Below are 12,768 nucleotides of genomic sequence, written 5' to 3'. Positions count from 1 at the left end.
CGGCCTCAGCGGTCGTTCGCGTCCAGCGGTTCCAGGTCCTCGTCGTCGAGGGGCGCGTTGAAGTCGTCCTCGTCGAGGTCCTCGTCCTCATCCTCTTCGAGGTCGTCGTCGAGGGGCGCGTTGAAGTCGTCCTCTTCGTCGAAGACCGCGCTGACGTCGAAGCGGCACACGACCCGTTCCGGATCGACGTGCTCGAAGGGGGCGTCCAGCCAGTCGCCCGGGTCGGCGGGCTCGTCCGCGGCGGTGACCCACAGTGTGGAGTCGCCCTCCTCCAGGCCGAACTCCTTGTGCCGGGAGGCGATCTCGTCCGGTTCGAACTCGCCGAACAGGATGCCGATGGCCCCGTGCACCGTGCCGGAGGCGCCCTCGGCGGTGCCCAGGACGGCGTCGGAGTCCGCGGCCTCCACCCGCTGGGCCTGCGCCAGCAGCCGCTGCGGCTCGGCCACGGCGTAGTCGCGGCGGATCAGCACGCTGATCGCGTTCGGTTCCTCGGGGCCCGTGTACGGCGGCAGCGAGTCGTCACCGGGGATCTCGAAGGGCGTGACCTCGTCGTAGCGGTCGTAGAGCAGCTCGTCGTACGCCTCCGCGGCCGCGGCCAGCTGGTTGAACGCCTCGTAGACGGCCGGGTCCTCGTCCCCCGACCGGCGTTCGACCGCGGCCAGGTGGCGGTCGAGCGCGGTCTTGACCGCCTCGGCGGCGGCGCGTACCTCGGCAGCGGTGGGCTGCGCAGCATCAGACATAGTGCAGACGCTATCCGTACCGGGCCCCAGCCCGCACAATAGATGCGATGCCGGAATACGAATTTGTCGACGTGCATGTCCCGCGCGGGGTGTCCCGCAAGGAGACGGCACGTCTGCTGACGGACCACGCCGAGTACGGACACTGGGAGTTGCACCGTCTGAGCCTGCTGCGCGACGGCAGCCGCAGGGTGCGGTTGCGCCGGCGGATCATCCGCCAGGTGCGCGCCACGTGGTGAGCTGAGGCGGCCCGAGCCACGGCGGGCCCCGCTCGACGCGAGGCCCGCCTTGTCATGCGCACAGCCGTCAGGCCGCCTGACACTCGGCCGTCGCCGGACTACCTGGCCGAGGCCCGTGCCCTGCGGTACAGCACGGCACCCGCGAGCAGCGCGCCCGCGCCCACCGGCAGGACGGTGCCCATCGGCAGTTCGCTGCCGGTCTGGGCGAGTTGCGCCCTGTCGGCCACGGTGACTGAATGCGCGGCCGGGTGGTTCACCCGCGTCGAGCCACCGGGGGTGCCGCTGCCGCCACCCGCGGAGGGAGGCGTGGAGGGCGTACCAGGCGTCTCGGGAGTGCCCGGAGTGCCGGGGTTTCCAGGAGTTCCCGGAGTGTCCGGCGTTCCCGGAGTGCCGGGGTTCCCGGGCGTCCCCGGGTTCCCGGGGTGGCTCGGGTGACCGGGGTGTCCCGGGTGGCTCGGGTGTCCCGGGTGGCTCGGGTGACCGGGGTGGCCCGGGTGCCTCGGCGTGCCGGGCGGGACCTCCCGGTCGCCGCCGGGAGGCGTGGTGTGGCTCCCGCCGCCGTTGGCGCAGTGGTTGCCCAGGGCCGGGTTGGCCACGCCGATCACGTCGACACTGTTGCCGCAGACGTTGACGGGCACGTCGACCGGCACCTGCACCGTGTTGCCGGAGCCGACGCCCGGCGAGCCGCTGGTGCGCCCCTCAGCGTGGGAGCCGCCGTTGTTCCCGCCCGCGTGGCTGCCGCCCTGCTGGACGCAGGTGTTGCCCGCCGCCGGGTTGAGCAGCCCGACGACGTTGATCGTGTTGCCGCAGACGTTCACCGGCACGTGCACCGGCACCTGCACCGTGTTGCCGGACAGCACGCCCGGTGAGCCGGACGCGGCGCCGGACGCGCCCGCGTCGGCATGGGCGTAACCGCTCGCCGCGGCGATCACACCGGTGGCCGCGGCCACCGTCATCAGGCCCTTGCGGGTGACCTGTCGCATGTTGCTGAATCCCTGCCTTCGACCTTCTCGAACCTTCCGGAACGCGCGGCCGCACCCGTCGGAGTTCCGACGTCGGGACCGCGCCTGCAAACCGGTCGGCCCCGGAGCGCATGGCGGGCGCTCCGGGGCCGACGGGTTCAGACCCCCCACGGAGTCGATGGAGTCAGACCCTCACGGGGCGGGGCACAACGTCAGTGGTTGACGCAGGTGTTGCCGAAGGCGGGGTTCAGCAGCCCGATCACCGAGATCGTGTTGCCGCACACGTTCACCGGCACGTGAACGGGCACCTGGATGACGTTGCCGGAAAGGACACCCGGGGACTGCACGGCAGCACCCTGGGCGCCCGAGTCGGCGGCGGCCATCCCGGCACCCGCGAGAACCAGTCCACCGGTGGCGACCGCGGCAGCGACGACCTTCTTGATCATTATTCCTCCTCGTTGGCAAAAGCGATCTCATGTTGCTGATCGCATCACCTGTAACGAGGAGGAACTAATCGGGATACGAGCTTATGGTCGCATTCACCCGTCCCGGTCATTCCCGCACGCGTGGTCGAATACCGGGGTCAAGCCGGTGATGACAGACCGGGTGGATCGCAGGACACGCCTCAGGACGCGTCTCAGGACGCGTCGATGAACCGGTCGAGCACGCGCACCCCGAACTTCAGGCCGTCCACCGGCACCCGCTCGTCCACGCCGTGGAACATGCCCGCGAAGTCCAGCTCCGGCGGCAGCTTCAGCGGCGCGAAGCCGAAGCCCCGGATGCCCAGGTCGTCGAAGGACTTGGCGTCGGTACCGCCGGAGAGCATGTACGGGATGGCCTTCGCGGCCGGGTCCTCGGCCAGCAGCGCGGACTGCATCGCCTCCACCAGGGCCCCGTCGAAGGTGGTCTCCACGGCCTTGTCGGCGTGCAGGTCCTCGCGCTTGACCTTCGGTCCCAGGATCCGGTCCAGGTCCGCGAGGAACTCCTCCTCGAAGCCGGGCAGGAACCGTCCGTCGACGTGCGCGGTCGCCTCGCCCGGGATGACGTTGACCTTGTAACCGGCGCCCAGCTGCGTGGGGTTGGCGGTGTTGCTCAGGGTCGCGCCGATGAGCTTGGCGATGCCGCCGAGCTTGGCGATGGTGCCGTCCATGTCCTCCGGGTCGAGCTCGGTGCCGAGCGCGTCGCCCAGTTCGTCCAGGAAGGCGCGGGTGGTCTTGGTCACCCGCACCGGGAACCTGTGCCGCCCGAGCCGTGCCACGGCCTCCGACAGCTCGGTGATCGCGTTGTCCCGGTGGATCATCGAGCCGTGCCCCGCGGTGCCGGCCACGGTCAGCTTCATCCAGTGCATGCCCTTCTCGGCCGTCTGGATCAGGTACAGCCGCCGCTGCTCGCTGACGGTGAAGGAGAACCCGCCGACCTCGCTGATCGCCTCGGTGACCCCCTCGAACAGGTCCCGGTGCCGGTCCACCAGGTACCGGGCGCCGTACGTGCCGCCCGCCTCCTCGTCGGCGAGGAAGGCGAGCACGATGTCCCGCGGAGGCCTGCGCCCGCTGCGCAGCCGGTCGCGCACGACCGCCAGCGTCATCGCGTCCATGTCCTTCATGTCGACCGCGCCGCGGCCCCACACGCACCCGTCCGCGACCTCGCCGGAGAAGGGGTGGTGGGTCCAGTCGTCGGCGTTGGCCGGTACGACGTCGGTGTGGCCGTGGATCAGCAGCGCGGGCCGGGAGGGGTCCTCGCCCTCGATACGGGCCACCGTGGAGGCCCTGCCCGGGTGCGACTCGAAGATCTTCGGCTCCAGGCCCACCTCGGCGAGCTTCTCGGCGACGTACTCGGCCGCCGCGCGCTCACCCGGCCCCGAGTGGTCGCCGTAGTTGCTGGTGTCGATCTGGATCAGCTCGCGGCAGAGGTCCACGACCTCGTCCTCGCCGGTGACGCCCCTGGCCGTGCCCGTCTCGCTCACGCTGCTTCCTCCCGCTGTGTGCTGGTGGCCACCCCGTGTGCCGGTGGTCCACTCATCCTCCCCCTCCCCCGCGCCAACCCCAAGAGAGCCTCCCGCCCCGGCCCGCGCCCGCGCGGCCTGGGGGCAGGGCAGGTGATCGGACCTGCCCGAAAGCCTGGTAATGTTTCCTTCGTCGCCGCGGGAAGACCCGCACGACAGACACCTCGTCCGGGTGGCGGAATGGCAGACGCGCTAGCTTGAGGTGCTAGTGCCCTTTATCGGGCGTGGGGGTTCAAGTCCCCCCTCGGACACCACCAGAAGACGGTGTCGACCGCTTGTCGGTCGACACCGTTTTTGGCGTTCCCACCGCGCCCGCGCACCGCGCCGGCACACACCGCGTACCGGCCCCGGGCTACACGTGCGCGGCCGCCAGGTGGTCCGTGAACCAGTCCCGGGCCAGTTCGGTCACCGTCTCCAGGGCGCCGGGCTCCTCGAAGAGGTGGGTGGCGCCGGGAACGACGCTGAGGCGGCTCTCGCAGCGCAGACGGGCCTGCGCCTCGCGGTTGAGGCCGAGGACCAGGTCGTCGGCACCGCCCACGATCAGCAGCGTGGGAGCGGTCACGTCCGGCAGGCGCGGCCCGGCGAGGTCGGGACGGCCGCCGCGGGAGACCACGGCGGCGATGTCCGCGCCGGGTTCCGCCGCGGCCCGGAGGGCGGCGGCCGCGCCGGTGCTGGCGCCGAAGTAGCCGACCGCCTGCCGCTCGGTGCCGGGCCGGCCGCGCAGCCAGTCGGTGGCGGCGGTGAGCCGGGCGGCCAGCAGCGCGGTGTCGAACACGTTGGCCCGCTCCTCCGCCTCCTCCTCGGTGAGCAGGTCGAACAGGAGGGTGCCGAGTCCGGCGCGGTTCAGGCCCTCGGCGACGAACCGGTTCCGCGGGCTGTGCCGTCCGCTGCCGCTGCCGTGGGCGAAGACCACGACGCCGACGGCACCGGGGGGCACGGTCAGGTGGCCGCCGAGCCGCACGGAGCCGGCCGCCACCTCCACCTCGCGGTCGACGGGGACCCCGCGGGAGCGGGCCGCCGCCCGGTGGAGGCAGGCGACGACGTCCTCGTCGTCGAGCTGGGCGAAGTCGGCGTAGAACTGGCCGACCGCGAAGAAGTCCGGCGGGGTGTCCAGGCAGACCAGCTCGTCCGCCTCGCCGCCGAGCCGGTACGTCCAGTCCGGCGGTGCGACGGGGACCGCCAGCACGGTCCGCGCGGCCCCGCGGGCGCGTACCGTCCGGCAGGCCGCGCGTGCGGTCGAGCCGGTGGCCACCCCGTCGTCGACGACCACGACGGTCCGGCCCGCGACGGCGGCGGGCGGCCGTTCGCCCCGGTAGCGCGCGGCACGCCGGTCGAGTTCGCGGCGTTCGCGTTCCTCGACGCGCGCGAGCTCCCCGGGTGTGACGCGCGCCTCGCGCAGCACGTCCTCGCCGAGGACGCGTACGCCGTCCTCGCCGATCGCCCCCATGCCCAGCTCCGGATGGGAGGGGACGCCCAGCTTCCGCACCAGGCACACGTCCAGCGGTGCGCCGAGGGCGTCCGCGACGGCCTCGGCCACGGGGACGCCGCCCCTGGGCAGGCCGAGCACCACGACGTCCTGGCCGGTGAGGTGGTCCAGGCGGGCGGCCAGCCGCCGTCCCGCGTCGATACGGTCCGTGAAGAGCACCGTGCGGCTCCTTCACTCCCTGGAGGTCCACAGGGGAGCGGGAGGCGTGGCCTCGGGCGCTCCCACCGCGTCGATGTCGCCCGCGGCGGCGCGCAGCAGCTCGCGGCCGAGTGCGATCAGCGCGCGGCCGGCCGCGAGTTCGTCGCCGATCTCGGGCACGGCCCTGTCGTACGGATTGCGGCGGGCCTCCGCGCGGGTCTCCATGACGTTGTCGCCGGTGTCCAGGACGATCCGGGCGGTGGTGTCCGGGTCGTGTTCCGAAAGGTACAGACTGAGCCGCCACTCCTTGACGGACGGAGGCCGGCTGCCGACGGGTCGAGTCATCGTCCGTGTCTCCTCAACTCCGGTGGGAGGCAAGGCCACGGCGTCGAGGCGACGAGCGACCCGGCGTAGCCTCCGTGCTTCCACTGTGCCTCCCTCGCGCCCGTGCCGCACGGGCGCGAGGGAGCGGAGGGCGTACGGGCAGGGGACGAACCGGGGCAGCGGCCGTACCGGCGGCGGGCGGGTGCGCCGCCGCGGGCAGAATGGGGGGCATGACCACGCGTTCCTGCCCGTGCGGGCTGCCCGAGCCGTACGAGAGCTGCTGCGGCCGCTATCACGGCGGTGCGGCCGCCGCGCCGACCGCCGAGGCGCTGATGCGGTCGCGGTACTGCGCCTTCGTGCGGCGGGACGCGGGATATCTGCTGCGGACCTGGCACCCGCGGACCCGGCCGGCGCGGCTCGACCTCGATCCCGGGATGCGCTGGACGGGGCTGGAGATCCTCGGCACGACGGACGGATCGGCCTTCCACGGCACCGGGACGGTGACGTTCCGGGCGTCCTACCGCGGCGGCTCGCTGCTCGAACGCAGCCGGTTCGAGCGGGTCGACGGGGCGTGGGTGTACGTGGACGGGGACTTCCCCGAGCAGTGAGGCGAGCGCCGGGCTACGGCGCCAGGACGTCCAGTTCCTGGAGGGCTCCCGTGGTGATCTCGCGGGTCAGCCGCTCGGCGAGGTCCTCGTCGCGGGCCCGGACCGCCTCGGCGAGCTGGACGTGGAGGGTGACGGCCGCGGGGTCGGGCTCCTCGAACATGACCTCGTGGTGGGTGCGGCCCGCCAGGACCTCGGCGACCACGTCGCCGAGACGGGCGAACATCTCGTTCCCGGAGGCGCCGAGGATCACCCGGTGGAAGGCGATGTCGTGGACCAGGTACGCCTGAAGCCGGTTGTGGCCGCGTGAGTTGGCCACCATGCCGAGGGCGCACTCGGTGAGTTCGGCGCACTGCTCGGGGGTGGCGAGCCGGGCGGCCAGGCCCGCGGCGACCGGTTCGACGGCGGAGCGCAGCACGGTCAGCGAGCGCAGTTGCCGGGGCCGGTCGGCGCCGGCCAGGCGCCAGCGGATGACCTGCGGGTCGTAGACGTTCCACTCGGTCCGGGGGAGGACGGTCACGCCGACGCGGCGGCGTGAGGCGACCAGGTGCATGGACTCCAGGACGCGCACCGCCTCGCGCATCACGGAGCGTGATACGTCGAAGCGCTGTGCGAGTTCGTCGGTACGCAGCACGCTGCCCGGCGGGTACTCGCCCGCGGTGATGGCGGGGCCGAGGGTGTCCAGTACGCGGCCGTGCAGCCCTCGGCCCGGTGTGCTCATGCACTCAGCGTACGGGGCGGATCACGATCCCAAAAAGTCAGACTTATATGTCACACACCCTTGAATTAGTCGTACCTATAGGTTTCAGTGTGGCGGACGCCGGATGTCGGCGTCCCATGTCGAGGAAGACAGCGAGGCAGTGATGCGTACCCCCCACGTCGTCGTGGTGATGGGCGTCGCCGGCACGGGCAAGACCACGATCGGTCCCCTGCTCGCCGCCCGGCTCGGCGTTCCGTACGCCGAGGGCGACGACTTCCACCCGCGGGCCAACATCGACAGGATGACGGCCGGGATCCCGCTCCGCGACGAGGACCGGTGGCCGTGGCTGGATGCCATCGGTGCCTGGGCGCACGGGCGGGCGGGGCTCGGCGGGGTGGTGAGCAGCTCGGCGCTGAAGCGGTCGTACCGCGACCGGCTGCGGGCCGCGGCTCCCGGCGTCGTCTTCGTGCACCTGACGGGCGACCGGAAGCTGATCGAGGACCGGATGGCGCAGCGTCAGGGGCACTTCATGCCGACGGCGCTGCTGGACTCCCAGTTCGCCACGCTGGAGCCGCTCCAGCGGGACGAGCGGGGCGTCGACGTCGACGTCTCCGGGTCGCCCGAGGAGATCACCGCACGCGCCTTGTCCGCGCTGGACGGCCTCGACAGCTCTTCGCAGTCCGCCGAGGAGCAGCGGCCCTGAGCCGCGGAGCCTCACCCCCACGCTCGCCGACTGCGGCACACCTCTCCCCACCGTCCCTCTTCACCAGCAAGGGAACACCGTGACCAGACTCAGCGTCGAGATGCTGGCAGCGGACGCGCCCCCGCCGATCACCTCGGCCGGCCATGCCCAGCTCGGCATCGCCGCACTCGTGGGCATCGCCGTCATCGTCCTGCTCATCACCCGGTTCAAGCTGCACGCCTTCCTGTCCCTGACCATCGGAACACTGGTGCTCGGCGCGGTCGCCGGGGCACCGCTCGACAAGGCGATCGCCAGCTTCACCGCCGGCCTGGGCTCCACCGTCGCCGGCGTGGGCGTGCTGATCGCCCTCGGCGCGATCCTCGGCAAGCTGCTCGCCGACTCCGGCGGCGCCGACCAGGTCGTCGACACGATCCTGGCGAAGGCCAGGGGCTGGGCGATGCCGTGGGCGATGGTGCTGATCGCGTCCGTGATCGGTCTGCCGCTGTTCTTCGAGGTCGGCATCGTGCTGCTGATCCCGGTCGTGCTGATGGTGGCCAAGCGCGGCAACTACTCCCTGATGCGCATCGGTGTGCCGGCGCTGGCCGGTCTGTCCGTGATGCACGGCCTGATCCCGCCGCACCCCGGCCCGCTGGTCGCCATCGACGCCGTCAAGGCCAACCTGGGCGTGACGCTGGCGCTGGGCATCCTCGTCGCCATACCCACGGTGGTCATAGCCGGTCCGCTGTTCGCCAAGGTCGCGGCCCGCTGGGTGGACGTTCCCGTCCCTGAGCGGATGCTGCCCCAGCGCCCGTCGGAGGAGCTCCAGCGGCGTCCGGGCTTCGGCGCCACGCTGGCCACGGTGCTGCTCCCGGTGGTGCTGATGCTGGCCAAGGCCCTGGTCGACATCGTCGTGGACGACCCGGCGAACATGACCCAGCGTGTCTTCGACGTCATCGGCTCCCCGATGATCGCGCTGCTCGCCGCCGTGCTCCTCGGCGTCTTCACGCTGGGGATGCCGGCCGGGTTCAGCAAGGAGCGGATCTCCTCGACCGTCGAGAAGGGCCTCATGCCCATCGCCGGCATCCTGCTGATCGTGGGCGCGGGCGGCGGCTTCAAGCAGACGCTGATCGACGCCGGTGTGGGCCAGATGGTCCTGGACATCTCCAAGGACTGGTCGATCCCGGCGCTGCTCCTCGGCTGGCTGATCGCGGTGGCGATCCGGCTCGCGACCGGTTCGGCGACCGTGGCGACCATCTCGGCGGCCGGTCTGGCCGCCCCGCTCGCGGCCGACATGTCGAGCACCCACGCCGCTCTGCTGGTGCTGGCCATCGGTGCCGGCTCGCTGTTCTTCAGCCATGTCAACGACGCCGGGTTCTGGCTGGTGAAGGAGTACTTCGGGCTGAGCGTCGGCCAGACGATCAAGAGCTGGTCGGTCATGGAGACGATCATCTCGGTGGTGGCGGGCGCCCTGGTGCTGCTGCTGTCCCTGGTGATCTAGGTTCTTTCGTTTGGATCAGGCCGGATCAGGGAGCGGGGTCTGGTGCTGGGGGCACCTCCCACGCCGTTCAGGCAGTGGGGGAGCATCGCAAGGCGGAGGAGGGCGGCAGGGCGGAGCCCTGCCAACCGACGACAACGCCGCTGGGGGTGCCCCCTGCTCGAAGAGCTTGGGGGAGCGGTGCCAGGCCCCGCGAGCCCGGCATGATCCAAACGAGAGGCCCTAGGGATACGCGGTCGGGCGGCGGCCGTGACCGGGGCACCACCCGGTCACGGCCGCCGCTTCCGTTCGTGCCCGCGCCGCCGGCTCTCGGGCCCGCGCGGTGGCTCTACGGCCGCCACAGCGGGTGCTGCTCGTCCGCCCACGCGCGGGTCACCAGGCCGGTGCGCAGGCCTCGGCGTGCCTCCGGGTCGCCGAGGGCCATGCCGATGTGGCCGGCCAGGACGACGCCGACGGTCAGGGCGAGCCAGTCGTGCACGAAGGTGGCGCTGGTGCGCCAGGCCACCGGGGTGAGGTGGGTGAACCACATCATCAGTCCCGTGCCGAGCATGACCAGGCCGGCCCCGGCGATCCAGGCGGCGTAGATCTTCTGGCCGGCGTTGAACTTTCCGGCCGGGCGGGAGGCGGGCCGGCGGTCGCGGCGCAGGGCGGCGCGCAACCAGACCCGGTCGTGCCGGCCGAAGCGGTTGAGGAAGCGCAGGTCGGCGCGGAAGGCGCGGGAGGCCAGGCCCAGCAGGACCGGTACGGGCAGGGCGAGGCCCGCGCACTCGTGGACGCGGACGACCAGTTCGCGCCGGCCGACCAGCTCGGCGAGCTGGGGGATGTACAGGCAGGCCGCCGTGACCACGCACACGCCCATGAGCGCGGCCGTGGTCCGGTGCACCCACCGCTCGGCCCGGGTGAAGCGGCGGACACGGGTGCCGGGCGGGGCCGGGGCGTCAGCTCGTAGGGACATCGCTGCGTCCGTTCGAACGGCCGACCCAGGCGTCGACGTCGTAGCCGAGGTTCTCCCAGTAGCCGGGCTCGACGCGGTCGGTGACGGTGATGCCGGAGAGCCACTTGGCCGACTTGTAGAAGTACATGGGGGCCACGTACAGGCGGACCGGCCCGCCGTGCGCGTGGGCCAGGTCCTTGCCCTGCATGCGCAGCGCGACGAGCACGTCGGGGCGGCGGGCCTGGGCGAGGGTGAGGCTCTCGGTGTAGGTGCCGTCGAAGCAGGTGAAGCGGACGGCCCGGGCGCCCGCCCGCACTCCGGCCGCGTCGAGCAGCCGGGAGAGCCGTACGCCCTCGAAGGGGGTGCCGGGCACCCGCCAGCCGGTGACGCACTGGACGTCGCGGACCAGCCGGGTCCGGGGCAGGGCCCTGAGGTCGTCCAGCGTGTAGGTGGCGGGGTGGTCGACGAGGCCGTCGACGGTGAGGCGGTAGTCCGTGGCGTCCTTGTGCGGGACGGAGGCGGCGACCGAGTAGTAGCGGAAGCCGCCGCCGTTCGGCAGCAGGCCGGTCAGACCGGTGGGGTCCTTGCCGGACACCGCGCCGAGCAGGCCCTCCATGCCGCGTTGGAGTGTGGGCGCGGTGGCCACGCCGAGGGCGCCGAGGCCGAGGGTGGCGAGGAAGACGCGGCGGCCGACGGGGCGGCCCTCCTCCTCTGGCCGCCCCTCGTCCTGGGGGAGTTCGGGGTTCACGTCTTCATTCGAACACCCGCGCCCCGGGCGGGCCAGGGATCGCGAGTGCTCGTCAGACTTCCGTCATTGTTTTTTCCGTACCCGGGGTTTCCGTACCCGGGCCTAGGACGCCGTCTCAGCCGCCTCCGCCGCCTCAGCGGTCTCCGCCGCCTCGGCCGCCTTCTCCAGCTGGAAGGCCTCGTTGCCCAGGCCGATGCGGGCGTGCGCCTCCGGCCGGCGGGAGCGCAGTACGGCTCCCTGGACCAGGCCGACGACGAGGGCGAGGCCGATGATGCCGGGCAGCACCCGGCTCAGCAGCGAGCCGGGGCCGGCGTCGACCAGGACGTCGAAGTCCTTGACCGTGTAGGTGGCGATCACCAGCAGGGCCAGGCCGGCCACGGCGGAGGTGACCAGCCGCCAGGCCTGCGCGGCCGCGGCGCCGCGCCGTACGAAGAAGACGATCACCGACACGCTGGCCGCCGCCATCAGCACGATGACGCCGAGCGCGCCGAGGTTGCCGAACCAGGTGAACAGGTGCAGCACGGGCGCGGTCGGGTCGCCGGTCGGCTTGTCGTCGGTGACGGCGAAGGCGATCACGATGACCAGCGAGACGACGGTCTGCGAGAGGGATCCGGTCGCGGGCGCGCCGCTGGAGCTGGAGGTGCGTCCGAAGGCGGCCGGGAGCAGGCCCTCGCGGCCCATGGCGAAGGCGTACCGGGCGACGACGTTGTGGAAGCTCAGCATGGCCGCGAACATCCCGGTGACGAACAGGACGTGCAGGACGTCGGTGAAGGTGCCGCCGAGCCGCGATTCGGTCAGGGTGAACAGCAGTCCGGCGCTCTCCTTCTGGGACGTGCCGATGATCGCCGCGGGGCCGGTGGCGATGGTGAGTGCCCAACTGCTGATCGCGAAGAAGACGGCGACGCCGGCGACGGCGAGGAACATCACGCGCGGGACCAGGACGTGCGGGCGGCTGGTCTCCTCGGCGTACACCGGGGCCTGCTCGAAGCCGAGGAAGGCGGCGATGCAGAAGCACAGCGCGGTGCCGATGCCGGCGCCGGCGAGCGTGTCCGGGTTGAAGGCGTGCAGGGACAGGCCCTCCTTGGCCGGGTCGGCGATCGCGGCCACGTCGAAGATCACGACGAGTACGACCTCGATGACCAGCAGGACGCCGAGCACGCGCGCGTTGACGTCGATCTTCAGCCAGCCGAGCGCGCCGACGACGCCGGCGGCCACGAGCGCGGGGATCCACCAGGCGACGGTGAGGTCGGCGTAGGTGGCGAACAGGTTGGAGACCTCGAAGCCGAAGATCCCGTAGATGCCGGCCTGGAGCGCGTTGTAGGCGACGAGGGCGACGAGCGCCGCGCCGGCGCCCGCCGTGCCGCCGAGGCCCCGGGAGATGTACGCGTAGAAGGCGCCCGCGTTGTGGACGTGGCGACTCATCTCCGCGTAACCGAAGCTGAAGAGGATCAGTACGGTGCCGAGCAGCACGAAGAGCAGCGGCTGCCCGACGATCCCCATCACCGCGAATGTAGTGGGCATGACACCCGCGACCACCATGAGCGGGGCGGTCGCGGCGAGCACGGAGAGCAGCAGACCCCCCGTGCCGAGGCGGTCGGCGCGCAGGGCGCGCTCCTGCCCCTTGAAGGTGCTGATGCCGCCACCGTCGGCGGTGGATCTGTTCGTGCTCGAACTGCCCGTCGTCATCGGGGGTTCGTCCTTTCGGGCGTCGGGGTC

General features: G+C 72.2%; 14 protein-coding genes and 1 tRNA gene. 5 read left to right on the top strand and 10 right to left on the bottom strand.

Translation table 11 applies throughout. The features are described 5' to 3' along the window. Positions 1-5 precede the first annotated feature (5 nt). Complete coding sequence (locus CG719_RS07535) at positions 6-740, bottom strand: hypothetical protein (RefSeq protein WP_100567731.1); 735 nt, start codon at positions 738-740, stop codon at positions 6-8. Positions 741-787: 47 nt separating this feature from the next. Here CG719_RS07535 and CG719_RS07530 point away from each other — a divergent pair, with 47 nt between their 5' ends. Continuing rightward, the gene (locus CG719_RS07530) at positions 788-976 is read left to right on the top strand and encodes a DUF5703 family protein (protein ID WP_100567730.1); all 189 of its coding nucleotides are present in this window, start codon (positions 788-790) and stop codon (positions 974-976) included. A 98-nt stretch (positions 977-1,074) separates the two neighbouring features. Here CG719_RS07530 and CG719_RS37330 read toward each other — a convergent pair whose 3' ends face one another. The 3 genes from CG719_RS37330 to CG719_RS07515 form a co-directional block, all read right to left on the bottom strand. After that, a complete protein-coding gene (locus CG719_RS37330) occupies positions 1,075-1,959 on the bottom strand; it encodes a chaplin (protein WP_100567729.1) in 885 nt (294 codons plus the stop codon). Between the two features lie 191 nt (positions 1,960-2,150). Then, on the bottom strand, positions 2,151-2,384 hold the full coding sequence (chpH, locus tag CG719_RS07520) for a chaplin ChpH (protein ID WP_100567728.1): 234 nt from the start codon (positions 2,382-2,384) through the stop codon (positions 2,151-2,153). Positions 2,385-2,575: 191 nt separating this feature from the next. Further along, a complete protein-coding gene (locus CG719_RS07515; protein ID WP_100567727.1) occupies positions 2,576-3,901 on the bottom strand; it encodes a M20/M25/M40 family metallo-hydrolase in 1,326 nt (441 codons plus the stop codon). Positions 3,902-4,106: 205 nt separating this feature from the next. Here CG719_RS07515 and CG719_RS07510 point away from each other — a divergent pair. Further along, positions 4,107-4,194, top strand: a tRNA-Leu gene (locus CG719_RS07510). A 98-nt stretch (positions 4,195-4,292) separates the two neighbouring features. On the opposite strand, the gene CG719_RS07505 is transcribed toward CG719_RS07510, so the two are convergent. Both CG719_RS07505 and CG719_RS07500 read right to left on the bottom strand, forming a co-directional pair. Next, the gene (locus CG719_RS07505; protein ID WP_100567726.1) at positions 4,293-5,585 is read right to left on the bottom strand and encodes a phosphoribosyltransferase family protein; all 1,293 of its coding nucleotides are present in this window, start codon (positions 5,583-5,585) and stop codon (positions 4,293-4,295) included. A 12-nt stretch (positions 5,586-5,597) separates the two neighbouring features. Then, positions 5,598-5,909, bottom strand: a complete 312-nt coding sequence (locus tag CG719_RS07500; protein ID WP_100567725.1) for a dsRBD fold-containing protein — start codon at positions 5,907-5,909, stop codon at positions 5,598-5,600. Between the two features lie 209 nt (positions 5,910-6,118). On the opposite strand from CG719_RS07500, the gene CG719_RS07495 reads away from it, so the two are divergent. Further along, on the top strand, positions 6,119-6,496 hold the full coding sequence (locus CG719_RS07495) for a YchJ family protein (RefSeq protein WP_100567724.1): 378 nt from the start codon (positions 6,119-6,121) through the stop codon (positions 6,494-6,496). A 13-nt stretch (positions 6,497-6,509) separates the two neighbouring features. Here CG719_RS07495 and CG719_RS07490 read toward each other — a convergent pair whose 3' ends face one another. Next, complete coding sequence (locus CG719_RS07490; protein WP_100567723.1) at positions 6,510-7,214, bottom strand: FadR/GntR family transcriptional regulator; 705 nt, start codon at positions 7,212-7,214, stop codon at positions 6,510-6,512. A gap of 142 nt (positions 7,215-7,356) precedes the next feature. Between CG719_RS07490 and CG719_RS07485 the strand changes: the two genes are divergently transcribed. Both CG719_RS07485 and CG719_RS07480 read left to right on the top strand, forming a co-directional pair. After that, complete coding sequence (locus tag CG719_RS07485; RefSeq protein WP_100567722.1) at positions 7,357-7,896, top strand: gluconokinase; 540 nt, start codon at positions 7,357-7,359, stop codon at positions 7,894-7,896. Between the two features lie 79 nt (positions 7,897-7,975). Continuing rightward, positions 7,976-9,373, top strand: a complete 1,398-nt coding sequence (locus tag CG719_RS07480; RefSeq protein WP_100567721.1) for a GntT/GntP/DsdX family permease — start codon at positions 7,976-7,978, stop codon at positions 9,371-9,373. A gap of 325 nt (positions 9,374-9,698) precedes the next feature. Here CG719_RS07480 and CG719_RS07475 read toward each other — a convergent pair whose 3' ends face one another. The 3 genes from CG719_RS07475 to CG719_RS07465 form a co-directional block, all read right to left on the bottom strand. Then, positions 9,699-10,325: a cytochrome b/b6 domain-containing protein gene (locus CG719_RS07475; RefSeq protein ID WP_100567720.1), complete on the bottom strand. Its 627-nt coding sequence runs from the start codon at positions 10,323-10,325 to the stop codon at positions 9,699-9,701. Continuing rightward, on the bottom strand, positions 10,309-11,052 hold the full coding sequence (locus CG719_RS07470) for a molybdopterin-dependent oxidoreductase (RefSeq protein ID WP_100567719.1): 744 nt from the start codon (positions 11,050-11,052) through the stop codon (positions 10,309-10,311). Before CG719_RS07470 ends, CG719_RS07475 begins: the two co-directional genes overlap by 17 nt. Before the next feature lie 102 nt (positions 11,053-11,154). Then, a complete protein-coding gene (locus tag CG719_RS07465; protein WP_100567718.1) occupies positions 11,155-12,738 on the bottom strand; it encodes an APC family permease in 1,584 nt (527 codons plus the stop codon). Positions 12,739-12,768 lie beyond the last annotated feature (30 nt).

Origin of the sequence: Streptomyces sp. CB01373 (genome assembly GCF_002803075.1) — a bacterium.
Lineage (GTDB): Bacteria > Actinomycetota > Actinomycetes > Streptomycetales > Streptomycetaceae > Streptomyces.
Note: the sequence above shows the minus strand (reverse complement) of the source record. Positions and strands in the feature narration are given on the sequence as shown.